Source organism: Cupriavidus necator A5-1 (assembly GCF_000744095.1).
GTDB lineage: Bacteria > Pseudomonadota > Gammaproteobacteria > Burkholderiales > Burkholderiaceae > Cupriavidus > Cupriavidus necator_A.
The window spans coordinates 3,517,374-3,541,669 of the sequence record NZ_JQLI01000001.1 but is presented as its reverse complement, the minus strand read 5'-3'; the positions used below and the strand labels follow the sequence as shown (position 1 = coordinate 3,541,669).

The window sequence follows — 24,296 nt, the reverse complement described above, 5'->3', positions numbered from 1 at the left end:
TATGCATGAAACCAGGGGTTTGAGGCCGCCGCCGGCGGCGGTTGTGGGCCATTCCTTGTCGGCGCTCGCCACGCCCGCGCTGCTGATCGATCTCGATGCGTTCGAGGCCAACCTGGCGCGCATGGCGGAACTGGCGGCAAACGCAAGCGTGGCGCTGCGCCCGCATGCCAAGGCGCACAAATCGGTGGCCATCGCCGAGCGGCAGGTGGCTGCGGGCGCGGTGGGCATCTGCTGCCAGAAGCTGTCCGAGGCGTACCCCTTCGCTGCCGCCGGCATCGGCAGCATCCACCTGAGCAACGAGTTTATCGGCCCCGACAAGGCCGCGATGGCGGCCGAACTGGCCGCGCATACGCGGCTGTCGGTTTGCGTCGACGATGTGCGGCAGGTGCGCGAGATCGGCGCCGCCGCGGCGCGTGCCGGGGTGCGCATCGACGTATTGCCGGAAGTCGATGTGGGACAGGGCCGCTGCGGTGTTGCCAGCACCGACGAACTGCTGGCGCTGGTGGAGGCCATCGACGGCCAGAAGTCGTTGCGCTTCGGCGGCCTGCAGGGTTATCACGGCGGCGTGCAGCATATCGAAGGGTGGGGCCAGCGGGGCGAGGCGGCGCAGCGCGCGGCGCAGGCCACCGCGGCTTATGTGCGCGAGCTCGAGACGCGCGGCCTGCGCTGCCCGGTGGTAACTGGCGGCGGCACCGGCACCGCGGAGTTCGACCTGGCCAGCGGCGTCTATACCGAGATCCAGCCGGGTTCGTACCTGTTTCTCGACGGCCACTACGGCGCCATCGAATGGCACGGCGCGCTGCAGCCGCTTCATTCGCTGTTCGTCGCCGCGACGGTGATGAGCGCCGCGCGACCCGGCGTGGCGGTCTGCGATGTCGGGCTCAAGTCGGTGGCGGTCGATTCCGGCCTGCCGCACGTGTGGCCGCGCAACGCCGACGGGGCGCTCACCTATGCCGCGGCCAACGACGAGCACGGCGTGCTGCAGGTCAGCGAGATCGAAAGCAAGACCTTGCTCGGCGAGAAGCTGTGGCTGGTGCCGGGCCATTGCGACCCGACCGTCAACCTGCACGACGCCTATGTCTGCGTGCGCGGTGAGCGCATCGAGGCGGTGTGGGCGATCGAGGCGCGCGGGCTGAGCCGCTGACGCGGCGCGGCGCCGCGCGGCAGTCCCTTCCGCTCAGGCAGTGAATTCAGCCGCATGGCGCTTGACGAACTCATGCATGCCCGTCGGCGTCTTGCCGGTGAGCTTGATGAGGTCGTCAGTCATACGGTCGTACCGCCCCTGCGCATGAAGCTCCGCCATCACGGCAAGGTGACTGACAAGGTGTGCCGGCACGCCCGCCTCCCGCAGCTTGTCGGCCCACGCCGAGACCGGTACATCGCGATAGCGGATCGTCCTGCCGAGCGCTTCGGAAAAGACGCGCGCGTAATGCTCCAGGTCGGCCGACTCAGGTCCGGTCAGATTATAGATATTGCCGATGTGCGGCGCCGGCTTGTCGAGGATCCCGGCAACGGCGTGCGCCACATCGACGGCGGAGACCGGTGAGGTCCTGCTGCTGCCCAGCGGCAACGCCAGTTCGTCGCGTTCCCGTACGCCTGCGGCGGCAAGACGCAGGAAGAATCCTTCAAGGAAGACCGTAGGCCGCACCGTGATGACCGGCAGCCCGGACCATGCCAGGGCCTGCTCGGCAAGCCAGTGCAGCTTGTGCTGAGGGCTGTCGGTGGTCTGCGTGATGCTCATCTCCGTGACCGTCATCTGCGACATATTGACGAAGGCTTCAACGCCGTGGTGGCGCGCAACCGCGGCGGTGTTGATCGTGGCTTCCAGATAGGCCGCCGACACCGACATGCCAAAGTAGATGCGCGAAACACCTTCGATGGCGCGATGCATCGAGTCAAGGTCGGTCAGGTCGCCCTGCACGACCTCGGCGCCGAGGCGACGCAGATCGTCGGCGCGTTCATCTTCCTGGCGCACCAGGGCGCGTACCTTGTGCCCCTTGTCCAGCAGAATGGCGGTGACATTGCGGCCGATGGCGCCGATCGCGCCGGCGGCTCCGGTTACGAGGATAGGGCGGTCATGTGTGGAGGTCATTGTCTTCGTCTCGGGGTATTCAGATAAGGAAATGTCGGGCGGTACCGATGCTCAGGCAACGGTCGTGCGCGGATCTTCCGGGCCTTGTTCCGCGCTTGACTTGGGATGCGCAGCGCGTTCGTGTACAGGCGCCGTGGGCGTGCGATCGATCAACAGGCTCAGCAATTCCGGCCGGCTGTAGTGGCCGCGCGAGTCCATCATCTGCTTGCGCTTGTCGATCAGCGTGAAGTCGAGGTCGGCGATGACCTCGTCTTCACCGGCGCGCAGCGGTTCGCCCAGCAAGGTGCCATCGGGTGCCACGATCGCGGTGAAGCATCCGCCGGAGATCGGGCCGATGGCGCAGCCGGTGTCCTTCATGATCTGCGCCTGCTGGTCGGCGTCCAGCCAGGCCGTCGCGTTGACGACGAAGCACGCCGACTCCAGCGCATGCTGCCGGATGTTGATTTCCGTCTGTTGGGCGAACAGGTCGCCGGAGATCGAGCCCGGATACATGGCCGAATGGATCTGCTCGCCGTCGGCCATCATCGCGTAGCGCGCCAGCGGGTTGTTGTGCTCCCAGCATGCCAGCTGGCCGATGCGGCCGACCTTGCTGTCGACGGCGCGCAGGCCCGAGCCGTCGCCCTGGCCCCAGATCATGCGCTCGTGATAGGTGGGAGAGATCTTCCGGCGCCGCTGGATCAGTGTGCCGTCGGCGTCGAAGAGCAGTTGCGTGTTGTACAGGGTGCCGCCATCACGCTCGTTGACGCCGATGGACACCACCACGCCTGCCTGGCGGGCGGCTTCGCCGATCGCATCGGTGGCGGGCGACGGCACCGTCACGGCCTGGTCCATGAGCTTGCGCTGCTCGCCTCCGGTGATGTTCTGCATGGGGCTCTGCACGAAAGAAAAGTACGGGTAGTAGGGCACCACGGTCTCGGGGAAGGTGGCGAACTGCACGCCCTGGCGGCCGAGTTCGTGGATCTTGCACACGACCTTCTCGACGGTCGCTTCCCGGCTGTAGAGGACGGGACTCATTTGCACAGCTGCGGCTTTGACGACTTGCATTGCGATCTCCGTTTTTGCGGGGAGGGACTTGAAGTCCCGGTATTCGCTGGCGATGATGTTGCATATGCAACATCATCGCCAAAAAAATTTAATTCATCCGACGCGGCAGCTCTTTCGCGATCCCCATGATCGCGTTGGCGCCGTCCTCGCCCAGAAGCTTCCTGGCTTTCGCTTGCGCGGCCGACCATGCGGACGCAGCGCTGCGCAGCAATGCTTTGCCCTCCGCCGTCACCGAAAGCGGGCGAATGCGACCATCCTCGGCGGGGGATTCTTCGGCAAGCCATCCTTGCGCGATCAGCGGCTGCAAATTTCTGGTCAGCGTCGAACGCTCGTGATGGTTCCTGCGCCCGAGGTCTGCCCGGCTGATCGGACCAAGCTCCATGACGAGTACGAGCAAAGTGAACTGGGGAGCGTTGATGCCAAACGGCCGCAGCTCCTGATCATAGATCGCGGTCAGGACCCGGGAGATCTGCCGTGTGCGCGTAAGCAGGCAGTTCCGCGTGATCTCGCCGGTTACGTCGCGAGCCTCTTTGTGTTGGACGTCTGAAGTCATGCAGGGGAGTATGTTGCATATGCAACGAATATGCAAGGAAAATCTTTTCGCGCCGTATCCGCCACGTGATCGTGTTCAACGCCCAGGCGCCTGGCTATTCGCGTGGTCCGTTGCCCGACGTGCGCTTGCCTTGCTTCCCGTACATGCCCGGCGGATAGATGGGATAACGCAGTGCCGCGAACACGAGCAGGACGGCGCCAATTGCAGTGATCCAGTCGAGAAGGTCCATAACCCTCCTTGCGCGCGACATCAGGCATGGCTTGCTTTGCACCATAGGCCTTAGCGGAGGGATGCTATCGCCGTGAGGCGCCGCGACCAACGAAGGCTTGCGGATATCGATATGTCGATGATCCGCACCCTGGCCGACGCCTTATTCTTTGCGAGCCGGGACGGCTACCCTCCGCCAGGGTGCACGCTCTTTTCCAACTGTGCGTTGGGAAGGGCTTTTTCTTCTTCGTCGGCCACGCCTTCGTCGGTGCGGTCGGCAAGCTTTCCGTTTTCGGCAGCAATTGCCGGGTCACTGAAATCAACCCGCTCGGTAATCGCGCCTTGCTTGTCGTGTACATAAAGAAGCACACGCCTTTCCACGCCGAGCGCAGTGGCAACCGCGATGGCCTGGGTCAACTCCAGATCGACTTCCAGGCGGCCTTCGCCTTCGGCAGCAACCGCCCACCGCTTCCCGTCGTAAACAACATGGAGATTGCTGTTCTGAGCTTCCATAACTGGTCCTGGCGAACTTGTGGAAATCTGTCAGTGGCTCTTCAAGACATTCTAAGCGGCCCCAACGGGGTGGGATAGCGGGGAATGAGGCGGAATGGTCGGAGAGGTGAATCAGGTCGAATCCGCACGGCTCTCGGACACAGCATAAACGCTCGGGCCGGGCGCTCGCACGTTTCGCAATGAGCCTTCACAAAGCGTGAATACCCCTTGCCTGGCAACGTCTGGCGGCGGGCAGGCGGCGCCCGTACAGTCTCGGTCAACAACGGAGACTGTGCAGATGTGGGACGTACTTGTAGTGGGCGGCGGCAATGCGGCGTTATGCGCAGCGCTGATGGCGCGCGAGGCCGGCGCCAGTGTGCTGCTGCTCGAATCCGCGCCGCGCGAATGGCGTGGCGGCAATTCCCAGCACACCCGGAACCTGCGCTGCATGCACGATGCGCCACAGGACGTGCTGGTCGACAGCTATCCGGAAGAGGAGTACTGGCAGGACCTGCTCAAGGTCACGGGCGGCATTACCGACGAGAAGCTCGCGCGCCTGGTGATCCGGGCCTCGTCGACGTGCCGGCCATGGATGCGGCGCCATGGCGTGCGCTTCCAGCCGCCGCTCTCCGGCGCGCTGCACGTGGCGCGCACCAACGCATTTTTCATGGGCGGGGGCAAGGCGCTGGTCAATGCCTACTACCGCAGCGCCGAGGCGCTCGGCGTGGAGATCCGCTACGAAACGCCGGTGGATGCCATCGAGCTGAAAGACGGGCGCTTCGTGGCCGCACGCAGCGGCGCCGAGCGCTTCACGGCGCGCGCTTGCGTGCTGGCGGCCGGCGGATTCGAATCCAACCGCGAATGGCTGCGCGACGCGTGGGGCCAGAACGAGCGCGGCGAATGGCCGGCCGATAATTTCCTGATCCGTGGCACGCGCTTCAATATGGGCGTGCTGCTGAAGTACATGATCGACGCGGGCGCTGACGCCATCGGCGATTCGTCGCAGTCGCACTGCGTGGCCATCGATGCCCGCGCGCCGCTGTACGACGGCGGCATCTGCACGCGCATCGACTGCGTATCGCTGGGCGTGGTGGTCAACCGCGACGCACAACGCTTCTATGACGAAGGCGAGGACTTCTGGCCGAAGCGGTATGCCATCTGGGGCCGCCTCGTCGCCCAGCAACCGGGACAGATCGCCTGGTCGATCATTGACGCCAAGGCAGTGGGCCGCTTCATGCCGCCCGTGTTTCCCGGTACGACCGCCCAGACGTTGCCCGAACTGGCCCGCAAGCTCGGCTTGCCGGAGCAGGCGTTCGTCGACAGCATTGCCGCCTATAACGCTGCGTGCCGCACCGGCACCTTCGACCACACGGCGCTCGACGACTGCCACACCGAGGGCTTGTCTCCGGCCAAGACTCACTGGGCCCGGCCGATCGACACCGCACCGTTCTACGGCTACGCGCTGCGGCCGGGGATCACGTTTACCTACCTCGGCCTGAAGGTGAACGAGCATGCCGCCGTGCATTTCAACGGCCAGCCCAGCGACAACCTCTTCGTCGCCGGCGAAATGATGGCCGGCAATGTGCTCGGCAAGGGCTATACGGCAGGCGTGGGCATGTCGATCGGCACGGCGTTCGGGCGCATTGCGGGCACGCAAGCGGCAAAGGCCGCCGCGCAACAGAAGCAAGGAGTACAACGTGAAGCAGCTTGAGGCCCTGGCGCGCGAAGCCCGCGATCTCGCCGCCGAGTCCGGCGGTGCGTCTGGTGAAGCGGGCGGGCGCAAGGCGATCCCGATCCGGGTGCTGCCGCTGACCGACAACGAGGCCGAAGTGGCCCGCCAGATGCAGATCTGCAACGCATGCCGCTATTGCGAAGGATTCTGCGCCGTGTTCCCGGCCATGACCCGGCGACTTGAGTTCGGCAAGGCTGACGTCAACTACCTCGCCAATCTCTGCCATAACTGCGGCGCGTGCTATCACGCCTGCCAGTACGCGCCGCCGCACGAGTTCGGCGTCAACGTGCCGCAGGCCATGGCGAAGGTGCGGCTGGAGACTTACACCGAGTATGCGTGGCCGGCGCCGCTGGGCAAGCTGTACCAGCGCAATGGCCTGACGGTATCGGTTGCGCTCGCGGTCGGCCTGGCGCTGTTCCTGGTGCTGGCCGTGGTGCTGGGCGGTCCGCTGTGGCGCGGGCATGCGGGCGGCAATTTCTACGCGGTATTCCCGCACAACACGCTGGCAAGCCTGTTTGGCGCCGTGTTCGGCTTTGCGGTGCTTGCGCTCGGCATCGGGGTGCGTGGGTTCTGGCGCGATGTGTCGGCGGGTACCGCGTCGACAGCGGCGGTTGCCGAAGCCACGAAGAACGTGCTGACGCTCTCGTACCTGGATGGCGGACACGGCGAAGGCTGCAATGAGGCGGACGACCGCTTCACGCTCGCGCGCCGGCGTTTCCATCATTTCACGTTCTACGGCTTCATGCTGTGCTTTGCGTCCACGACCGTGGCGACGGCTTACCACTATCTGTTGGGCTGGGACGCGCCGTATCCGGTGCTCAGCCTGCCGGTGCTGCTCGGCGTTGCTGGGGGCGTGGGCCTGCTGATTGGTCCGGCGGGATTGTTGTGGCTGAACCTGCGGCGGCATCCGATGCAAGGCGACACGAAGCAGCGTCCGATGGACCGCGGTTTCATCGCGCTGCTGCTGCTGACCAGTGCGACCGGCCTGGCCTTGCTGGCATGGCGTGAGACGGCGGCGATGGCGACGCTGCTTGCGGTCCACCTCGGTGTGGTGATGGCGCTGTTCGCGACGCTGCCCTATGGCAAGTTCGCACACGGCATCTATCGCAGCGCGGCGTTGCTCAAATTCAATATCGAAAAACGCAAGCCGAGCGGCCTGACCCTCGGCTCGGACTGACAAGCCCAAAGAGACAAAGGAGCCCGACCATGAGGAAACCCGGTGTGCTGAACATCCCTTCGATGCGCGAGCAGTGCAGTGAGGCCGAGTGGCAGGCCCGCGTGGACCTCGCCGCCTGCTACCGGCTGGTGGAGCTGTACGGCATGGCCGACATGATGGCCAACCACATTTCCGTGCGCGTGCCCGACGAGGAAGATGCCTTCCTGATCAACCCTTACGGGATGATGTACGAGGAGATCACCGCGAGCTGCCTGATCAAGGTCGACCACGACGGCAAGATCCTGTCGAAGCCGGATTTCGGGGAACTCAACTACGGCATCAACAAGGCCGGCTACGTGATCCACAGCGCTGTCCACCATGCCCGCCCGGAAGTGGCCTGCGTGATCCACACCCATAGCTGGGCCTCGATGGCGGTGTCGTCGCTGGAATGCGGCCTGTTGCCGATCACGCAGACGGCCATGCGCTTCCTGAAGATCGGCTACCACGAGTACCAGGGCGTGGTGCTCGACACCGCCGAGCAGGCCTCGCTGATCGAGGACCTCGGCAAGGGCGAGGCGCTGATCCTGCGCAACCATGGCGCGCTGACGGTGGGCAACACCGTGGGTGAGGCCTTCAACTGGATGCACCGTCTCGAGCTGGCCTGCCGCTCGCAAGTGGCGGCGATGTCGTGCGGCACGCCGTTGCACGCGGTGCCGGCGGATGTACTGCAGGAAACCTGGAACAACTACCAGCCCGGCACGCGCCGCCCGTATGGCGTGATGGAGTGGCCGGCGCTGCTGCGCAAGCTGGACCGGATGGACCCCAGCTACCGGGAATGAAGACCCGGCTGCCTGCGCCGGCAAGCACAGACAAAAGATAAAGAGAAGAAAGCCGCCACGGAGTGAGACAAATGAATCGCAGACGCATGCTGGCGCAAGTGCTGGCACTCGGCGCCGCCCCCTATGTCCTGTCGTCGCCGGCGCTGGCGCGCGCCGGCAAGCCCGTCACGCTGGTCGTGCCGTTCGCCCCCGGGGGCAACCTCGACGTGGTGGCGCGTGCCATCGTGCCGGCGCTGGAAGCCAGCCTCGGCCGCAACGTGATCGTCGACAACCGGCCCGGTGCCGGCGGCGTGATCGGCGCCACGCTGGTGTCGCGTGCCGAACCCGACGGCAGCACACTGCTGGTCACCACGCCCAACGCCATTGTCGTGCTGCCGCGCATGACGCGCACCGGCTTCAGCCTGGCCAGCTTCAGCCCGGTCGGGCTGGTGTCCTCCACCGCGCTGGTGCTGGTGGTGAAGGGCGGCGACACGCGCTTCAAGGACGTGGGCGCACTGCTCGCTTTCGCCCGCGCCAATCCCGACAAGCTTTCGGCGGGCCACGCCGGACCCGGCACCACCAACCACATGGCCACCATGCAGCTGGAGGACGCGGCCGGCATCCGCCTGACGGAGGTGCCGTATAAGGGTTCGGCGCCCGCGCTGGTGGACCTGATGGGTGGCCAGATCGACCTGGTGGTGGACCAGCTTTCCAGCTCCGCGCCGCATATCCAGTCGGGCGCGCTGCGGGCGCTCGCGGTGATGTCGCGCGAGCGCGATGCCACGCTGCCCAAGGTGCCGACCCTGCGCGAGGCGGGTCTCGCCAACTTCGAGGCGACTACCGCCACCGGCCTGCTTGCTCCCGCCGGCACGCCCGCGGCGGTGGTCAGCGACATCAACGCCGCGCTGCGCAAGGCACTGGCCGAAGGCAGCGTCAAGAGCCGTTTGCTCAGCGTGGGCAGCGTCGCAAAGGGTTCCACGCCAGCGGAATTCCTCGCCTTGCTGCAACGTGAAGACACCCGCGCGCAAACGCTCGCCGCGGCCGGCCGCCTGAAGGCTGCCGAATAAGCCACGGAGACCGCCCATGACGCGACCCTGCCTGCCCCCGCAAAACACGCTGACACCGCCGGCCTTCCGCGCCCCGGCCGGCGCCTGCGACAGCCATGCCCACGTATTCGGGCCCTTTGCCCGCTTTCCGCTGGCCGAGGACCGCAGCTACACCCCGGCCGAGCATCCGGCCAACGCCTTTATCGGCCACCTCGACGCACTCGGCTTGACGCGCGGCGTGCTGGTCACGGCCAGCGCCAGCGGCAGCGACAACAGCGTGGTGCTCGACGCGCTGCGCCGCTACCCCGCGCGGCTGCGCGGCATCGCCGTGCCGGCCGCCGGCACCACGGACGCCGAACTGGACGACTGGCACGACGCCGGCGTGCGCGGCGTGCGCATCAACCTGTACCAGCTGGGCGGCCACGCGGTGTACCGCAACGGCGTGGGGCTCGACGTGCTGGAGGCGCTGGCGCCCCGGCTGGCCGAGCGCGGCTGGCATGCGCAGATCTGGATTCACGCGCCCGACCTGGTCGAACTCGGCCCGCGCCTGAAAGCGCTCGGCGTGCCGCTGGTCATCGACCACATGGGCCGCATGGCGACTTCGCGCGGCGTGGACGACCCCGGTTTCCGGGCACTATGCGCGCTGCTGGCGGAGGGCGCCGCGTGGACCAAGATCTCCGGCGCCGACCGCCTGCAACCGGCCGGCGCGCCATACCGCGAGGTCGATCCGTTCGTCGCCGCGCTGCTGGCCGCCAATCCCGAGCAGGTCGTGTGGGGCTCCGACTGGCCGCATATCAACTATTACGAGTCCGCACAGGTGCCCGACGACGGCGTGCTGTTCAACCTGCTGGCGCGCTGGCTGCCGGATGCGGCCGCCCGCGAACGCGTGCTGGTCAGCAATCCGGCCCGGCTGTACGGCTTCCCCGCGGCCTGACCGCGGCCTCCATTCCCACCACAACAGACGGCGGCCAACCACCGGTAGCACCGCCGCACCAAGAGAGGAGACACACCCATGCCCCGCTTCGCATTCCGACGCTGGCCGGCCCGGCTCGCCGCCACCCTGATGCTGGCCGCAGCCAGCCTCGCCGCCCACGCCGCCGACCCGTATCCCGACAGGCCAGTGCGCGTGGTGGTGGCCTTTACCGCCGGCGGCACCACCGACATGCTGGCACGCAGCGTGAGCCAGAAGCTGGGCCAGCAGCTGAAGCAGTCCTTCGTGGTGGAGAACAAGCCCGGCGCGGGCGGCAACATCGGGACCGAGTTCGTGGTGCGCGCGCCGGCCGATGGCTACACGCTGCTGGTCAACTCGGTCGGCCCCATCTCCATCAACCAGACGCTCTACAAGAACCTCGCATACGATCCGCTTACCGACCTCGTGCCGGTGGTACAGATCGCCGACGTGCCGAACGTGCTGGTGGTCCACCCGTCGCTGCCGGTGAAGACCTTCGAGGCGTTCGTCGGCTACCTCAAGGCCAACCCGGGGAAGCTGAACTACAGTTCGACCGGCGTGGGCACCTCGTCGCATCTGTCGGGCTTCATGCTGACCGAGCGCATCGGCGCGCCGGCCATCCACGTGCCGTACAAGGGTGCGAACGCGCTCAACGACCTGTTGTCGGGCCGCGTGCAGTTCATGTTTGCCACCATTCCCTCAGTGATGCCGCATATCCAGGCGGGCAAGCTGCGGGCCCTGGCGGTCACCAGCGCCAAGCGTTCCCGCTCGTTGCCCAGCCTGCCGACGGTTGCCGAGAAGGGCTTCCCCGGCTTCGAGGCAGGCTCGTGGTTCGGCTTCTTCGCGCCGAAAGGCACGCCGGCGCCGGTCATCGCCAGGCTGAACAAGGCGGTGAATGAGGCGCTGCCGTCGCTGCACGCACAGATGATCCGCGAGGGCGCCGACCCGGTGGGCGGGTCGCCTGACCAGTTCGGGCAGTTCACGCGCAAGGAGTACGTCAAATGGAAAGCCGTGGTCGAGGCGACCGGCGCCACCGTCGAGTGAGCGAACGGCATGACGACTGACCAGCCGGGCGCGGCACCGCTGCGCATCCTGTTGTCCGAGCCGGCGTTGCGCCAGTATGGCGAGGCCATCGGCGCGGCGGCGGGCATCTGGGAGCCGGTGCTGGCGCCGGCCGTTGACGATGCGCGCCAAGTCGATGCCGATGTCGCTTTCGTGTCGCGCGACGTGACGGGGCTTTCCACCAAGCACGAGATCCACGCCGCCACCCGGCGCTTCTACGACGCCATGCTGCAGGCGCCGTCGCTGCGCTGGGTGCACACCCATTCGGCCGGGGCCGATCGCGCCGTGTTCGGCCAGCTGCGCGGGCGCGGGGTAGCGGTGAGCACGTCGTCCGGCGCCAACGCGGCGGTCGTGGCGCAAACCGCGTTGGCAGGAGTGCTGGCGCTGGCTCGCCATTTCCCGCAGTTGCTCGCCGCCCAGCGCGAACGCCGCTGGGCGCCGCTGATTGGCTCCGGCCTGCCACGGGACCTGCAAGGGCAGACCGCCACGATCGTCGGCTGGGGCCCGATCGGGCAGCAGCTGGGCGCGGTGCTGAAGCTGCTCGGCCTGGAGGTGGTGGCAGTGCGCCAGCGCGCCGCACCCGCGGCGGATGACATCGCCTGTGTCGGGGTGGACGATCTGCCGGACGTACTGCCGCGCACGGACTGGCTGATCCTGGCTTGCCCGCTGACGGAACGCACGCGCGGGCTGGTCGGCGCGCAGGCTCTGGCGCTGCTGCCTGCCGGTGCGCGCCTGGTCAACATCGCCCGCGGCGAGGTGGTGGACGAAGGCGCGTTGATCGCGGCGCTGCGCGACGGCCGCCTCGCGGGCGCTTACCTGGACGTGTTCGCACACGAGCCACTGGATGCGGATTCCCCGCTCTGGGCGATGCCAAACGTCATCGCTACGCCGCACAGTGCCGGGTTCTCCGATGGCAACGCGGCGCGCGTGCTTGGCATCTTCCTCGACAACCTGCGTGGCTGGCGTAACGGGAAGCCTCTGCGCAATCGGGTGCCGTAGGCGCTCCGCCCCCTTCCGGACGGTCGGGGGAGCAACTTAGCGAGCGACCGCTCCCGGCCGGGCTTCGCCTAGCTGGTAGCCCCTGACGGGCGACTCACAGAGGGTAACCGTCTCAGCGTTTCGGGGCTGCAATGTCGCCGGGTAGACGACAAGAGCAGGGCGTGCAAGACTGGCTCGCGGCCGATACACCTTGAACTCAGCGGGGAGGTGGGCGCGCGGAGCATTGACCAGCGTGACGGGTACCCGCGAGCGTCGCATGATCTGCGCCGGAATACCGCCGCCTGCAAGGGCCAGGAAACGCGACCAGGCTGACAGGCCCAACACAATGCCATCGCATTGGCACACCTGTGCAGCGGTCAATATCGTAGTCGCCGGCGAGCCGATGCCTATCTGCGCCACATAATCCACGCCGGAATCGTCAAGGATTTCTCCCGCACATGCCAGCGCGGCGTCGCCTTCGCTGCGTTCCCGCTCCCGCAGTTGGGCAAGGGAGTGATAGGCGCGGGCGCGGCCCTGCTCAATCGGGGCTTGCACGTTAAGTAGCACGACTTGCGAAATGCTGCCCTCTCTATAGAGGAAAGCGGCATGCCTGACAGCCCATAACGAACTGTCTGAGCCGTCAACAGCGACAAGAAGCTTGATCATTGCGGTTCAACACTGGTAGCGGTGTCGCGGCGACGATTTGTCGGGGCGGCAAGTCCGATGCAACCAGCGTATGCGAGTTCGTGTTTACCGCGCATCAAGATATGGCGGCAGCGCGTAAAGATCCGATAAAGGGGCAGCGGGCGAGCCAGTACGGCGCATGGATGCAAGCTCTGCAGCCATCAGCGCCACGCCGATTTCGGCGAGCTCGCAGCGACGGATCATAGCGGCAAAAGCGGATGGAGAGTGCTTCGTCGTCCGCTTGCCAGGCCCCTCCACGCCGATCTTTATGCGTTCTTTATACGCACCGCCCACCTTTCTACCCTGTTTTTACCACCCCGTCGCTAAGCTCCAAGCCGAAACCACTCAAGGGTGTTTTGTCATGGACGGGATCTTTCTGATCGTATTGATAGGCTTCGCCGTACTGAGCGCGGCCCTGCTGGGGCTTTGCGCGGTGCTTGCCCCGCAATCCTCGGCGGGCAACAGGCACGGCGGTTCGCATAACCAGCTGTCGGCAAAGAACAGCGCATCGGACAGGGGGTTGTGATGAGCTGGACCGATCTGTTGAGCGGCGTGTTAGCGGCCGCCATTTTCATTTATCTACTCGTCGCGCTGTTCCGGCCGGAGAAATTCTGATGTCCTCGCAATTCGTGGGCCTGCTGGTCCTGTATCTCGCCATCCTCCTGGCGTGCGCGCCATTCGTCGGCCGCTATATGCGGCGTGCCGTGGAGGATGGCCGCTACACGCTGACCGCGTGGGGCCGCCCGCTGGAGCGGCTGCTGTATCGGCTGGGCGGCGTGCGCGCCGACGCCGAGATGGGGTGGAAGCAATACACCGCCGCGCTCCTCGCCTTCAACCTGCTTGGCGTGGTGGCGGTCTATGCGCTGCAGCGCCTGCAGGGCATGCTGCCGCTGAATCCGCAAGGCTTTGGCGCAATCACGCCGGACTCGGCCTTCAATACGGCGATCAGCTTTGTCAGCAATACCAACTGGCAAGGCTATGCCGGCGAGTCGACCATGGGCTATCTGACGCAGATGCTCGCGCTCACCGTGCAGAACTTCCTGTCCGCCGCAACCGGCATCGCCGTGGTCTTCGCGCTGATCCGGGGCTTCGCGCGCCAGAGCGTGGCCACCATCGGCAACTTCTGGGTCGATATGACCCGGATCACGCTGTACGTGCTGGTGCCGATTTCCACGGTGATCGCGCTGGCGCTGGTCAGCCAGGGCGTGATCCAGAGTTTCGATGCCTACAAGGAAGTCAGCCTGGTGACGCCGGTCGAGTACAGCCAGCCCAAGGTCGATGCCGCCGGGCAGCCGGTGCTCGATGCGCAGGGCAAGCCGGTGACGGAAGACCTGAAGACGGACAAGCAGACGCTGGCCATGGGTCCGGTCGCCTCGCAAGAGGCCATCAAGATGCTCGGCACCAACGGCGGCGGCTTCTTCAATGCCAACTCGGCGCATCCGTTCGAGAACCCGAATGCCCTGGCCAACTTTATCCAGATGCTCGCGATCTTTCTGATCCCGGCGGCCCTGTGCTTCACCTTCGGCGAGATGGTGGGGGACAGGCGACAGGGGGTGGCGGTGCTGGCTTCGATGACAGTGATCTTTGTCGCCATGGCTTGCGTCGCCGCGAAGTCCGAACAAATGGTCACGCCTGCGTTGTCCGGCTTGCCGATCGACCATGCCAGTTCCCTGTTGCAGGCGGGCGGCAATATGGAAGGCAAGGAAACGCGCTTCGGCATGGCGGCGTCGGCGCTGTTCGCCACCATCACGACCGCGGCATCGTGCGGCGCGGTCAATGCGATGCATGACTCGTTCACCGCCATCGGCGGGCTGGTGCCGATGCTGCTGATCCAGCTGGGCGAAGTGGTGTTCGGCGGTGTCGGTTCAGGGCTGTATGGCATGCTCGTCTATGCAGTGCTCGCTGTCTTCATCGCCGGCCTGATGATCGGCCGCACGCCGGAGTATCTCGGCAAGAAGATCGAAGCCTACGAAATGAAGATGGCCGCCGTGGCGATCCTGGTCACGCCGCTGCTGGTGCTGCTCGGCACCTCGGTGGCGGTGATGGCCGAAGCAGGGCGAGCGGGCGTGTTCAATCCCGGCACGCACGGCTTCTCGGAGATCCTCTACGCGCTCTCGTCGGCGGCCAACAACAACGGCAGCGCCTTTGCGGGCCTCTCTGCCAATACGCCGTTCTACAACACGCTGCTGGCAGCGGCCATGTGGTTCGGCCGGTTCTGGATCATCATCCCGGTCCTTGCGCTGGCGGGCTCGCTCGCGGCCAAGAAGCGCGTGCCTCCGAGCGGCGGCACGATGCCGACGCACGGCCCGCTGTTTGTCGTCCTGCTGGTGGGGACGGTACTGATGGTCGGCGCGCTGACTTATGTGCCGGCACTGGCGCTCGGGCCGGTTGCCGAGCAACTCCAGGGCGCGGTGATGGCAACCGCGGCGAAGTAAGGCGACTACTGACGAAGAGATATTGAGCATTCCGACACGTCTGGTACCTGCACTGCGATGCAGACGCGGGTACCGGGTGTCTCCAGCGGATTGCGGAGAAACCATGCAACATGAATCGACGGCCCCAGCGGCCAAGCGCGGCGGCAAGACGCCGGACGCTGCTTCCTCCAACACGGTCCAGGCCAAGCTCGCGCCGGCCTCCGGCCAGCAACGCGGTACGCATCATCATCCGCATCGCCCGCCGGCGCGCAGCATGTTCGCCCCGGAGCTGGTGAAACCTGCGCTCGTTGCGGCCTTCAAGAAATTGTCGCCGCGGGACCAGCTGCGCAACCCGGTGATGTTCGTGGTCTACGTCGGCAGCATCCTGACGACCATCCTCTTCCTGCGGGCGATGTTCGCGCCCACGGCTGCCCCTGGCGGCGAGAGCGCGGGCTTCATCCTGGCGGTATCGGTCTGGCTGTGGTTTACGGTGCTGTTCGCCAACTTTGCCGAGGCATTGGCTGAAGGGCGGAGCAAGCAGCAGGCCGAGGCGCTGCGCGGCCTGAAGACGACAGTCACCGCGCGCGTGCTGAAGGAAGGCAAGCGTGGCAGTGCCACGGAGGCCCGTGCGGCCACGGCGCTGCGCCGTGGCGACGTCGTGCTGGTGGAAGCCGGCGACATGGTCCCCGGTGACGGGGAGGTGATCGACGGCGTGGCCTCGGTCGACGAGAGCGCCATCACGGGTGAATCGGCACCGGTGATCCGGGAGTCCGGCGGCGATTTCTCGTCCGTGACCGGCGGCACGCGCGTGCTGTCCGACTGGATCGTGGTACGCATCACGACCAACCCGGGCGAGAGCTTCATCGACCGCATGATCACGATGGTCGAGGGCGCCAAGCGGCAGAAGACCCCGAACGAGCTGGCCCTGACCATCCTGCTGGTCGGCCTGACCCTCGTACTGCTGCTGGCCACCGCCACGCTGCAGCCGTTCTCGCTCTACAGCGTCCTGGTGACAAAGGCTGGCGTGCCGGTAACGATCACCGTGCTGGTGGCGCTGCTGGTCTGCCTGATCCCGACGACCATCGGCGGCTTGCTGTCGGCAATCGGTGTCGCCGGCATGAGCCGGATGATGGAAGCGAACGTGATCGCAACGTCGGGCCGTGCGGTCGAAGCCGCCGGTGATGTGGATGTGCTGCTGCTGGACAAGACCGGCACGATCACCCACGGCAACCGCCAGGCATCGCGCTTTATCCCGGCGCCGGGCGTCTCGCTGCTGCAGCTCGCAGAAGCAGCCTGGCTGTCGTCGCTGGCCGACGAGACCCCGGAAGGCCGCAGCATCGTCACGCTGGCCCGCCAGCAGCCGGGGCTGGCGGCGCCGGAGATGGCAAGCCTGAAGCCGGAGTTCGTGCCGTTCACTGCCCAGACCCGCATGAGCGGCGTCGACCTGGGCAATGGCGGTGAACGCCACGTACGCAAGGGCGCAGCGGATGCCGTGCGCCGCTACGTCACCGAGCGCGCCGGCAAATTCCCCGATGCCGTATTGCAAGCCGTGGACGAGGTGGCGCGCGTCGGCAGCACGCCGCTGGTGGTAGCCGACGCACGGGGTGACGATGTGCGCGTGCTGGGCGTGATCGAACTGAAGGACATCGTCAAGACCGGCATCCGCGAGCGCTTCGGCGAGCTGCGCAAGATGGGCATCAAGACCGTGATGATCACCGGCGACAACCGCCTGACCGCGGCCTCGATCGCCGCGGAAGCCGGCGTCGATGACTTCCTGGCCGAGGCCACGCCGGAAGCCAAGCTCAAGCTGATCCGCCAGTACCAGACCGACGGACGTCTTGTGGCGATGACCGGCGATGGCACCAACGATGCGCCGGCGCTGGCCCAGGCCGACGTCGCCGTGGCGATGAACAGCGGCACGCAGGCAGCCAAGGAAGCCGGCAACATGGTGGACCTGGACAGCAACCCGACCAAGCTGATCGAGATCGTCGAGATCGGCAAGCAGATGCTGATGACGCGCGGGTCGCTGACAACCTTCAGCGTCGCCAACGACATCGCCAAGTACTTCGCGATCATCCCGGCGGCGTTTGCCACGACATATCCGCAGCTCAACCTGCTCAATGTGATGGGGTTGGCTACGCCGGCGTCGGCCATCATGTCGGCCGTGATCTTCAACGCGCTGATCATCGTCGTGCTGATTCCGCTCGCGCTCAAGGGCGTGGTCTACCGGCCGCTGGGCGCGGCATTGCTGCTGCGCCGCAACCTGCTGATCTACGGTCTTGGCGGCATCCTGGTGCCATTTGCCGGCATCAAGTTGATCGACATGGTCCTTGCGCTGTTTGGCTGGGTCTGATTTCCCTACGATTCGGAGTTCTCATGATTACCCAAGTGCAATCCCCCAAGCCCGCGCCGCAGCCCGTGCAGGCGGGCCTTGCCAGGCCGATGCTGGTGGTGTTCGTTGCCCTGTCGCTGTTGACCGGCCTGTTGTATCCCGGCGTGATTACCGCGATCTCGAAAGCCGTGTTCCCGCACCAGGCAGGGGGCTCGCTGATCGAGAAGGACGGCAAGCCCACCGGCTCGGAACTCATCGGCCAGCCGTTCTCCGACCCGAAGTACTTCTGGGGCCGGTTGTCGGCGACGGCGCCCATGCCGTATAACTCCGCGGCGTCGGTCGGCTCGAACCTGGGCCCCACCAACCCGGCGCTGACCGACGCGGCCCGCGCGCGCATCGACGCGCTGCACGCCGCCGATCCGGACAACCAGGCGCCGGTACCCGTGGACCTGGCCACGGCATCCGGTAGCGGCCTGGATCCGCATATCAGTCCCGCCGCAGCCGAATACCAGGCGGTGCGCGTCGCCCGGATCAGGGGGATTTCGATCGAACAGGTGAAGCAGCTGATCGCTGCGAATACCGAAGCGCCGCTGCTGCCGGTACTGGGTGACCCAGGCGTCAATGTCCTGAAGCTGAACCTGGCGCTGGACGGCCTTGCGCCGAAGCGATGAAGACGATGAGGGCAGCGCCATGCATGCGGCCATGACCGGGAGCGAGCCTTCCCATGCCTGACGCCGAATTCCGCGAAGCCGCCGCGCGGCCCGATCCCGATGCGCTGCTCCAGATGGTCCAGGCCGAAGGGGAGCGCGCAGCGCGCGGCAAGCTGCGGGTCTACTTTGGCGCTTCGGCCGGGGTAGGCAAGACCTTTGCCATGCTGACCGCGGCGCGGGCGGCGGCGGCGCAGGGCACGGATGTCGTCATTGGCATCGTCGAGACCCACGGCCGCGCGGAGACCGAGGCGCTGATCACCGGCGTCGAGCGGCTGCCGATGAAGGAGGTGCCTTACCGCGACCGGGTGCTCAAGGAATTCGACCTGGACGGGGCGCTGGCCCGCCATCCCGCGCTGATCCTGGTTGACGAACTCGCGCATTCCAACGCGCCGGGCAGTCGCCATCCCAAGCGGTGGCAGGATATACAGGAGTTGCAGGCCGCCGGCATCGATGTCTGGACCACGGTCAATGTGCAGCACCTGGATAGCCTGAACGAAGCGGTCGGGGGCATCACCGGCATCCGCGTGTGGGAAACGGTGCCGGACATTGTTTTCGACAGCGCGGACGAAGTCGTGCTGGTGGACCTGCCCGCCGATGAACTGCTGCACCGGTTGAAGGAGGGCAAGGTCTACCTGCCGGAGCAGGCGCGACACGCGGCGCGCAACTTCTTCCGCAAAGGCAACCTGATCGCGCTGCGCGAGCTGGCGTTGCGCCGCACGGCGGACCGCGTGGACGACGATGTCCGGGCATGGCGCCAGTCTGAAGCCGTGCAGTCGGTCTGGCGAACGCGCGAGGCTGTGCTCGCCTGCATCGGCAGCGGCGACGATGCGGAGCAGGTCGTCAAGAGCGCGCGGCGGCTGGCCGGCCAGCTCGATTGCGACTGGCATGTGGTGACCATCGCCACGCCGAGGCTGGCGCCGCCATCTAATGTGGCGAAGCTGCGCCTGCAGACGGCAATGCGCCTTGCCGAAGAGCTGGGGGCGCGCACCGAGACACTGGCTGGCAATGACATGGTCCAGGCTGTCGTCGGGTACGTGCGTCGCCATAACCTGACCAAGGTGGTGATCGGTCGCGCGCCGGCAGACTGGCGCCGGGGCGGCGCGTCCGTTGCCGAGCGGGCGCGTTCCCTCCTCGGGCGCGTCCTGTCGCCGTTTGTCAGTGCCCCGGCGTGGCTGTTCGGGCGCCGCAGTTTTGCCGATGCGCTGGCGCTCGGCTGCCCGGAGATCGATATCATCCGCGTCGCGGCCGACACGACCCGGGCCGATATCCGGCCGCGCCACGCCGCCGAAGAGCCGGAGGCGCAGCAGGCCATCGATGGTGCGACCCGCAAGGACTACCTGTGGGCAGTGGTATGGTGCGCGGGCGCCACCGCGCTGTCGGCGCTGGCGTTTCCCTGGTTCGACATCGTCAACATTGCCATGCTGTTCCTTGCGGCGGTGGTCGGGGTTGCGCTGCGCCATGGCCGCGGACCTTCGGCGTTGGCTTCGGTGCTGGCCGTGGCCGCCTTCGACTTCTTCTTCGTGCCGCCGCGGCTGTCATTCGCTGTCAGCGACGTGCAGTACCTGCTGACCTTCCTGGTGCTGCTTTCCGTGGGCCTGGTCATCGGGCAGCTGATGGCTGGCATGCGCGAGCAGGCGCAGGTGGCCGTCCAGCGCGAGGAAGACGCGCGCACGCTGTACGAGCTGGCCCGGGAACTGTCTGCGGCGCTGATGCCGGACCAGATCGTCTCGATCGGCAGCCGGTTCCTGCGCGCGGCATTCGATGCCAACTCGGCGTTCTTCCTGGTTTCACCCGACGGGCGCTTGCTGCCGCCGGTGTCGGATGCCGGGCAACAAGACACGGCGGCCCGAACCGACTCGATCGACCGCGTGCTGGCGGAGTGGGTCTTCGCGCATGGCCAGCCGGCCGGCACCGGCACCCATACCTTGCCTGGCAGCACCGTGCTGTACGTCCCGTTGAAGGCGCCGATGCAGACGCGTGGCGTGCTGGCGGTGGAGCCTGCGGCCGCGCACGCCTTTGCGCAACCCGCGCTGCGGCGGCAGGTCGACGTATTCTGCACGCTGATCGCGATCGCCATCGAACGCTTGCACTACGTCGACGTGGCACAGCAGGCGCTGCTGTCGATGGAGTCCGAGCGCCTACGCAGTTCCTTGCTGGCCGCCGTTTCGCATGACCTGCGCACCCCGTTGACAAGCCTCATCGGCATGGCCGAGACCATGCAACGCAGCGTTCCCGCACTGGCACCCCCGCTGGACGAGACGGTAGCGGCGATGCTGGAGCAGGCAAAGCGGATGCGGACGATGGTGGTCAATCTGCTCGATATGGCCAGGCTGCAGAGCCGCGATGTCCGCACGAATATGGAGTGGCAGTCGGTGGAGGAGCTCGTCGGTGCCAGCCTCGCTGCCATGCGCGACGCGCTGGTGCGCCATCGCGTCGTCGTCGCCGATCTGTCCGGCGTGCCCTTGGTGGAATGCGACGCCGTGCTGATGGAGCGCGTGCTGTGCAACCTGCTGGAGAACGCTGCCAAGTACACGCCGGCGGGAACCGAGATCCGGTTGTGGGCGGCGCCGGTCGATGCGGAAATCAGGATCGCGGTCGAGGATGACGGGCCGGGTGTGCCGGCCGGCAAGGAGCGGCAGATCTTCGGGAAGTTCACCCGCGGCGAGCGCGAGTCCGCGACCGCGGGCGTCGGGCTTGGCCTCGCCGTCTGCGAGGCCATTGTCCAGGCCCATGGCGGCCGCATCTGGGCGGAGCCGGCGCAGCGGCCGGAGCGCCCGCGCGGGCAGGCGGGCGCGCGTTTCATGGTCGCATTGCCGCGCGGCAATCCGCCGGCCCTGGAGCCTGAGCCCGTCGCCTAGTACCGATACACGCAACACGCAACACGCAACACGCAACACGCAACACGCAACACGCAACACGCAACACGCAACGCTGACAAGAGAGAGTTCATGCCATTCGATTTTTCCCCGACGATCCTGCTTGTGGAAGACGAGCCGCATATCCGGCGCTTCGTCCGGGCGACGCTGGAGTCCGAAGGCTGCACCGTGCACGAGGCGGAAACGCTCAGGCGCGGACTGATCGAATCGGGGACGCGGCAGCCCGACCTTGTCATACTCGACCTGGGGTTGCCGGACGGCGATGGCGTGCAGCTGATCCGCGAAATGCGCACGTGGACCGAGGTGCCGATCCTCGTACTATCCGCGCGCACCGGGGAAGCCGACAAGATCGGCGCGCTGGATGCCGGTGCGGACGACTACCTGACTAAGCCATTCGGCGTCGGCGAGCTGGTGGCGCGCGTGCGCGTGCTGCTGCGCCGGCATGCCAGGGCCAGCGCCCACGGCGCCCACCATGTCACGTTCGGGGACGTCCACGTCGACCTGGCGAACCGTGTGGTCACCCGCTCCGGAGAGTCCGTGCACCTGACCCCGATCGAGTATCGCCTGCTGGCGGTGCTGATTGCCCACCGCGGCAAGGTCATGACACACCGGGAACTGCTGCGGGAAGTGTGGGGACCTGCGCAGTCCGAGAGCAGCCAGTACCTGCGCGTCTACATGGGACATTTGCGGCACAAGCTTGAAGCGGATCCAGCCCAACCGGCCCATTTGCTGACTGAGATCGGGCTGGGTTACCGTTTTGTCGGGTGACTCGGATTGCGGTTCTTTACCGTATTTGGATGGCGGAACGACGGCTTTTGATACCGTTTTTAGGCGTAAATCCATATCGTGGCGATGCCCGTCGTAACGGGATTCCATCAACTTTCGCCACAACAAAAAATGCCTGTACTGCGCCAGACCGCCACCGCGCTGCTTGCGTGTTCCGTCCCCGCTCTCCTCATGTTCGCCGCCATGCCCGCCATGGCCCAATCCCAGCCAGACGCAGAGACGTCGGCGCATACGTTCACCGCCAATGTTTCCTTGGCCACCGACTATCGCTACCGCGGCCTGATGCAGACCAATCGCCAGCCCGCGATCCAGGGCGGTTTCGACTACAGCCATTCGAGCGGCTTCTACCTCGGCAACTGGAACTCGAGCATCAGCTGGCTGGGAGACAGCAATGCCGAGGTGTCGGCACCGATCGAAATGGATTTTTACGGGGGCTACAAGGGCAGTTTCGGCGGAGACTTGAGCTACGACATCGGGGTGCTGCAGTACTACTACCCGGGCGACTATCCGGCCAACTACACGCGGCCATATACCACCGAGGTGTACGCTGGCCTGGGCTATGGCCCGGTGACTTTGAAGTACTCCTATGCGCCAACCAATCTCTTCGGCTTCGCTGACAGCAAGCACAGCTGGTACATCGACCTGTCGGCCAACGTGCCGTTGAATTTCTGGGACCTGACGCTGAATACGCATGTGGGCTACCAGAAGGTGCAGGTTGCCGATGCATCGTATGTGGACTGGAAGATCGGCCTGACGAAGGACCTGGGCAAGGGCTTCTCGCTGGCGGTGGCTTACATCGACACCAACGCCGACAAGGCCGTGTACACCAATGCCAAGGGCCGCTACATGGGGCGTGGCACGGCCTGGGCTTCGCTGACGAAAACGTTCTGAGCGCGTGAGCCTTGCCAGCGCCGCCGATTTTGATGCCGATTTAACGCCCCGGCCCCATATCCTTGCATCAAATTTAGACGGCGCTGGCTAGCATAAAGCCATGTCCAACACGCGACCCCTTACCGCGAGGGTCCACCGAATCATGCAACAGGCAAGCCTGGCCGTTGACACCGTTCCCCGACGTACCGCCTTGCGTAGCGGCGAAGGCACCGTATCCGCGCTGCGAGCGGTCCCGCTGCAGGCGCCATGCCGCATCCGGCTGCGCCTTGCCGTGGCCTCCATCGATGTGTTCGCGCTGCGGCAGACCATGCACCGGGCACTGGGCGAGCTTGCGCGCGCCTATGTGGTCAAGGTGGACTACCGGCACGGGCAAACCGTGATGCATGTTGACCTGGCCCGTGGCGACCGCGATGCAGCCATGCACGCCATCATGATGGCTTTGCCCGCCGCGGAGTTCGGGACCACCACAGCCTTGGGAGAGTAAGCATGTGGCGCACTGATGAGGAGAGTTTCTCCGGTGCCGCCGTCCGCGCCTGCGTCGGCATCGATGCGGGTCTCCGGACGTCGCCGTGGGGCATCTGGGTGCCCATGATCACGCCGATGCGCGGCGGGGCGCTCGACCTGCCGGCAGCAGCCAGGCTGGCCGAGCGCTATGCCGAGGCAGGCGTGAACGGGCTGGTCATCCTCGGCACGACGGGCGAGGGAAGCCTGCTTACGAGCCATGAACGGCAAGCCTTCACGGCAGCCGTGCTCGAGGCCGTGCATGGCGAGCTGCCCGTGATGGCCGGCGTGGGCGGGGTGGATACGCGCGCCGTGTGCGCGCAGGTTGCCGAACTCGATGGCTTTGACCTGGCTGGCTACCTGGTGCCGCCTCCGTACTACCTGCGCCCGTCCGATGAGGGCATCAGCTGGCATTTCAACGAGGTGGCGCGCGTCACCGACCGCCCGCTGATGCTGTACAACGTCCCGATGCGGACGGGATGCGCGATGTCGCCTGCGCTGATCCGATCCCTGCTTGCCCATCCGCGGGTCGCCGCGGTGAAAGAGTGCGACAGCGGCAACCTCGCTGCGCTTTCTGACGATCCGCATGCCACCGTGATGTGTGGCGAGGACGCCGCCATGCTGGATCATCTGCTTGGCGGCGGTGCCGGAGTCATCGCGGCGTCTTCGCATATCTGGCCGGATCTCTTCGTGCGCCTGCTGCATTTGTCGCAGACCGGCCATGTCGACGCCGCCCGCGCCTTGTTCGCCCGGCTCGCGCCACTGATTGCCTTGATGTTCTCAGAACCCAATCCGGCGCCGGTAAAGGCGGCGCTCGCGCTTTCCGGCGATATTTCCGCGGAAACCCGGCTGCCGTTGCAGCCGGCAAGCTCCGCGTTGGTCCAGCGGCTGGAGGAGGCCATGGCCCTGCTTCCGCCGTGCAAGGAACGGGAAGACGGGCCGTTGCCAAAGCGCCGGGCTGCTGCGTAGACGC

At 66.3% G+C, this 24,296-nt stretch carries 24 protein-coding genes; 18 read left to right on the top strand and 6 right to left on the bottom strand.

The window, feature by feature from the left end:
* The first annotated feature begins 1 nt into the window (after position 1).
* Complete coding sequence (locus tag K307_RS15775; RefSeq protein WP_042879460.1) at positions 2-1,144, top strand: DSD1 family PLP-dependent enzyme; 1,143 nt, start codon at positions 2-4, stop codon at positions 1,142-1,144.
* Positions 1,145-1,177: 33 nt separating this feature from the next.
* Here the strand turns inward: K307_RS15775 and K307_RS15770 are convergent, their stop codons facing one another.
* From K307_RS15770 to K307_RS15755, 5 genes are all read right to left on the bottom strand, one after another.
* Positions 1,178-2,092 (bottom strand): NAD(P)H-binding protein, encoded by a 915-nt coding sequence (locus K307_RS15770; RefSeq protein WP_042879458.1) that lies wholly within the window; start codon positions 2,090-2,092, stop codon positions 1,178-1,180.
* A gap of 51 nt (positions 2,093-2,143) precedes the next feature.
* Complete coding sequence (locus K307_RS15765) at positions 2,144-3,136, bottom strand: nitrilase-related carbon-nitrogen hydrolase (protein WP_042879457.1); 993 nt, start codon at positions 3,134-3,136, stop codon at positions 2,144-2,146.
* A gap of 88 nt (positions 3,137-3,224) precedes the next feature.
* Positions 3,225-3,689, bottom strand: a complete 465-nt coding sequence (locus K307_RS15760) for a MarR family winged helix-turn-helix transcriptional regulator (RefSeq protein WP_042879456.1) — start codon at positions 3,687-3,689, stop codon at positions 3,225-3,227.
* A gap of 94 nt (positions 3,690-3,783) precedes the next feature.
* The gene (locus tag K307_RS50365) at positions 3,784-3,918 is read right to left on the bottom strand and encodes a hypothetical protein (protein WP_268989196.1); all 135 of its coding nucleotides are present in this window, start codon (positions 3,916-3,918) and stop codon (positions 3,784-3,786) included.
* A gap of 164 nt (positions 3,919-4,082) precedes the next feature.
* Complete coding sequence (locus tag K307_RS15755; protein WP_042879454.1) at positions 4,083-4,409, bottom strand: DUF2188 domain-containing protein; 327 nt, start codon at positions 4,407-4,409, stop codon at positions 4,083-4,085.
* 277 nt (positions 4,410-4,686) lie between these two features.
* Here K307_RS15755 and tcuA point away from each other — a divergent pair, with 277 nt between their 5' ends.
* The 7 genes from tcuA (at position 4,687) to K307_RS15720 (ending at position 12,150) form a co-directional block, all read left to right on the top strand.
* Complete coding sequence (tcuA, locus tag K307_RS15750) at positions 4,687-6,099, top strand: FAD-dependent tricarballylate dehydrogenase TcuA (RefSeq protein WP_042879452.1); 1,413 nt, start codon at positions 4,687-4,689, stop codon at positions 6,097-6,099.
* Positions 6,086-7,297, top strand: a complete 1,212-nt coding sequence (gene tcuB, locus K307_RS15745) for a tricarballylate utilization 4Fe-4S protein TcuB (protein WP_042879451.1) — start codon at positions 6,086-6,088, stop codon at positions 7,295-7,297. The genes tcuA and tcuB overlap by 14 nt, the downstream gene beginning before the upstream one ends.
* Before the next feature lie 29 nt (positions 7,298-7,326).
* On the top strand, positions 7,327-8,115 hold the full coding sequence (locus tag K307_RS15740; protein WP_042879450.1) for a class II aldolase/adducin family protein: 789 nt from the start codon (positions 7,327-7,329) through the stop codon (positions 8,113-8,115).
* A gap of 71 nt (positions 8,116-8,186) precedes the next feature.
* The gene (locus K307_RS15735) at positions 8,187-9,161 is read left to right on the top strand and encodes a Bug family tripartite tricarboxylate transporter substrate binding protein (protein ID WP_042879448.1); all 975 of its coding nucleotides are present in this window, start codon (positions 8,187-8,189) and stop codon (positions 9,159-9,161) included.
* A 16-nt stretch (positions 9,162-9,177) separates the two neighbouring features.
* Positions 9,178-10,074 carry an amidohydrolase family protein gene (locus tag K307_RS15730; protein ID WP_042879446.1) on the top strand — a complete coding sequence of 299 codons (897 nt, stop codon included), beginning with the start codon at positions 9,178-9,180 and terminating at the stop codon, positions 10,072-10,074.
* A gap of 78 nt (positions 10,075-10,152) precedes the next feature.
* Positions 10,153-11,133 carry a Bug family tripartite tricarboxylate transporter substrate binding protein gene (locus K307_RS15725; protein ID WP_042879444.1) on the top strand — a complete coding sequence of 327 codons (981 nt, stop codon included), beginning with the start codon at positions 10,153-10,155 and terminating at the stop codon, positions 11,131-11,133.
* Positions 11,134-11,142: 9 nt separating this feature from the next.
* Positions 11,143-12,150: a D-2-hydroxyacid dehydrogenase gene (locus K307_RS15720; protein ID WP_042879442.1), complete on the top strand. Its 1,008-nt coding sequence runs from the start codon at positions 11,143-11,145 to the stop codon at positions 12,148-12,150.
* A 36-nt stretch (positions 12,151-12,186) separates the two neighbouring features.
* Here K307_RS15720 and K307_RS15715 read toward each other — a convergent pair whose 3' ends face one another.
* Positions 12,187-12,795: a universal stress protein gene (locus K307_RS15715; RefSeq protein WP_080745040.1), complete on the bottom strand. Its 609-nt coding sequence runs from the start codon at positions 12,793-12,795 to the stop codon at positions 12,187-12,189.
* 157 nt (positions 12,796-12,952) lie between these two features.
* Here K307_RS15715 and K307_RS47840 point away from each other — a divergent pair, with 157 nt between their 5' ends.
* From K307_RS47840 to dapA, 10 genes are all read left to right on the top strand, one after another.
* Positions 12,953-13,339 (top strand): hypothetical protein, encoded by a 387-nt coding sequence (locus K307_RS47840; RefSeq protein WP_155301162.1) that lies wholly within the window; start codon positions 12,953-12,955, stop codon positions 13,337-13,339.
* Positions 13,339-13,428 (top strand): K(+)-transporting ATPase subunit F, encoded by a 90-nt coding sequence (gene kdpF / locus K307_RS15710; RefSeq protein ID WP_042879440.1) that lies wholly within the window; start codon positions 13,339-13,341, stop codon positions 13,426-13,428. Before K307_RS47840 ends, kdpF begins: the two co-directional genes overlap by 1 nt.
* Positions 13,428-15,248: a potassium-transporting ATPase subunit KdpA gene (gene kdpA / locus K307_RS15705; RefSeq protein ID WP_042879438.1), complete on the top strand. Its 1,821-nt coding sequence runs from the start codon at positions 13,428-13,430 to the stop codon at positions 15,246-15,248. The genes kdpF and kdpA overlap by 1 nt, the downstream gene beginning before the upstream one ends.
* Before the next feature lie 103 nt (positions 15,249-15,351).
* Complete coding sequence (gene kdpB / locus K307_RS15700) at positions 15,352-17,580, top strand: potassium-transporting ATPase subunit KdpB (protein ID WP_042879436.1); 2,229 nt, start codon at positions 15,352-15,354, stop codon at positions 17,578-17,580.
* Positions 17,581-17,603: 23 nt separating this feature from the next.
* The gene (gene kdpC / locus K307_RS15695) at positions 17,604-18,230 is read left to right on the top strand and encodes a potassium-transporting ATPase subunit KdpC (RefSeq protein ID WP_051974919.1); all 627 of its coding nucleotides are present in this window, start codon (positions 17,604-17,606) and stop codon (positions 18,228-18,230) included.
* A gap of 53 nt (positions 18,231-18,283) precedes the next feature.
* The gene (locus K307_RS15690; RefSeq protein WP_042879435.1) at positions 18,284-21,127 is read left to right on the top strand and encodes a sensor histidine kinase; all 2,844 of its coding nucleotides are present in this window, start codon (positions 18,284-18,286) and stop codon (positions 21,125-21,127) included.
* Between the two features lie 90 nt (positions 21,128-21,217).
* Positions 21,218-21,913: a two-component system response regulator KdpE gene (gene kdpE, locus K307_RS15685; RefSeq protein WP_042879433.1), complete on the top strand. Its 696-nt coding sequence runs from the start codon at positions 21,218-21,220 to the stop codon at positions 21,911-21,913.
* Positions 21,914-22,042: 129 nt separating this feature from the next.
* Positions 22,043-22,822, top strand: a complete 780-nt coding sequence (locus K307_RS15680; protein WP_042879430.1) for a TorF family putative porin — start codon at positions 22,043-22,045, stop codon at positions 22,820-22,822.
* A 142-nt stretch (positions 22,823-22,964) separates the two neighbouring features.
* Positions 22,965-23,306, top strand: a complete 342-nt coding sequence (locus tag K307_RS15675) for a hypothetical protein (RefSeq protein ID WP_042879428.1) — start codon at positions 22,965-22,967, stop codon at positions 23,304-23,306.
* A gap of 2 nt (positions 23,307-23,308) precedes the next feature.
* Positions 23,309-24,292: a 4-hydroxy-tetrahydrodipicolinate synthase gene (gene dapA, locus K307_RS15670; RefSeq protein ID WP_051974918.1), complete on the top strand. Its 984-nt coding sequence runs from the start codon at positions 23,309-23,311 to the stop codon at positions 24,290-24,292.
* Positions 24,293-24,296 lie beyond the last annotated feature (4 nt).

Coding starts and splice junctions, on each gene's coding strand:
- K307_RS15775 (WP_042879460.1), top strand. CDS start 2: ATGCATGAAACCAGGGGTTTGAGGCCGCCGCCGGCGGCGGTTGTGGGC.
- K307_RS15770 (WP_042879458.1), bottom strand. CDS start 2,092: ATGACCTCCACACATGACCGCCCTATCCTCGTAACCGGAGCCGCCGGC.
- K307_RS15765 (WP_042879457.1), bottom strand. CDS start 3,136: ATGCAAGTCGTCAAAGCCGCAGCTGTGCAAATGAGTCCCGTCCTCTAC.
- K307_RS15760 (WP_042879456.1), bottom strand. CDS start 3,689: ATGACTTCAGACGTCCAACACAAAGAGGCTCGCGACGTAACCGGCGAG.
- K307_RS50365 (WP_268989196.1), bottom strand. CDS start 3,918: ATGGACCTTCTCGACTGGATCACTGCAATTGGCGCCGTCCTGCTCGTG.
- K307_RS15755 (WP_042879454.1), bottom strand. CDS start 4,409: ATGGAAGCTCAGAACAGCAATCTCCATGTTGTTTACGACGGGAAGCGG.
- tcuA (WP_042879452.1), top strand. CDS start 4,687: ATGTGGGACGTACTTGTAGTGGGCGGCGGCAATGCGGCGTTATGCGCA.
- K307_RS15740 (WP_042879450.1), top strand. CDS start 7,327: ATGAGGAAACCCGGTGTGCTGAACATCCCTTCGATGCGCGAGCAGTGC.
- K307_RS15735 (WP_042879448.1), top strand. CDS start 8,187: ATGAATCGCAGACGCATGCTGGCGCAAGTGCTGGCACTCGGCGCCGCC.
- K307_RS15730 (WP_042879446.1), top strand. CDS start 9,178: ATGACGCGACCCTGCCTGCCCCCGCAAAACACGCTGACACCGCCGGCC.
- K307_RS15725 (WP_042879444.1), top strand. CDS start 10,153: ATGCCCCGCTTCGCATTCCGACGCTGGCCGGCCCGGCTCGCCGCCACC.
- K307_RS15720 (WP_042879442.1), top strand. CDS start 11,143: ATGACGACTGACCAGCCGGGCGCGGCACCGCTGCGCATCCTGTTGTCC.
- K307_RS15715 (WP_080745040.1), bottom strand. CDS start 12,795: ATGATCAAGCTTCTTGTCGCTGTTGACGGCTCAGACAGTTCGTTATGG.
- K307_RS47840 (WP_155301162.1), top strand. CDS start 12,953: ATGGATGCAAGCTCTGCAGCCATCAGCGCCACGCCGATTTCGGCGAGC.
- kdpF (WP_042879440.1), top strand. CDS start 13,339: ATGAGCTGGACCGATCTGTTGAGCGGCGTGTTAGCGGCCGCCATTTTC.
- kdpA (WP_042879438.1), top strand. CDS start 13,428: ATGTCCTCGCAATTCGTGGGCCTGCTGGTCCTGTATCTCGCCATCCTC.
- kdpB (WP_042879436.1), top strand. CDS start 15,352: ATGCAACATGAATCGACGGCCCCAGCGGCCAAGCGCGGCGGCAAGACG.
- kdpC (WP_051974919.1), top strand. CDS start 17,604: ATGATTACCCAAGTGCAATCCCCCAAGCCCGCGCCGCAGCCCGTGCAG.
- K307_RS15690 (WP_042879435.1), top strand. CDS start 18,284: ATGCCTGACGCCGAATTCCGCGAAGCCGCCGCGCGGCCCGATCCCGAT.
- kdpE (WP_042879433.1), top strand. CDS start 21,218: ATGCCATTCGATTTTTCCCCGACGATCCTGCTTGTGGAAGACGAGCCG.
- K307_RS15680 (WP_042879430.1), top strand. CDS start 22,043: ATGCCTGTACTGCGCCAGACCGCCACCGCGCTGCTTGCGTGTTCCGTC.
- K307_RS15675 (WP_042879428.1), top strand. CDS start 22,965: ATGCAACAGGCAAGCCTGGCCGTTGACACCGTTCCCCGACGTACCGCC.
- dapA (WP_051974918.1), top strand. CDS start 23,309: ATGTGGCGCACTGATGAGGAGAGTTTCTCCGGTGCCGCCGTCCGCGCC.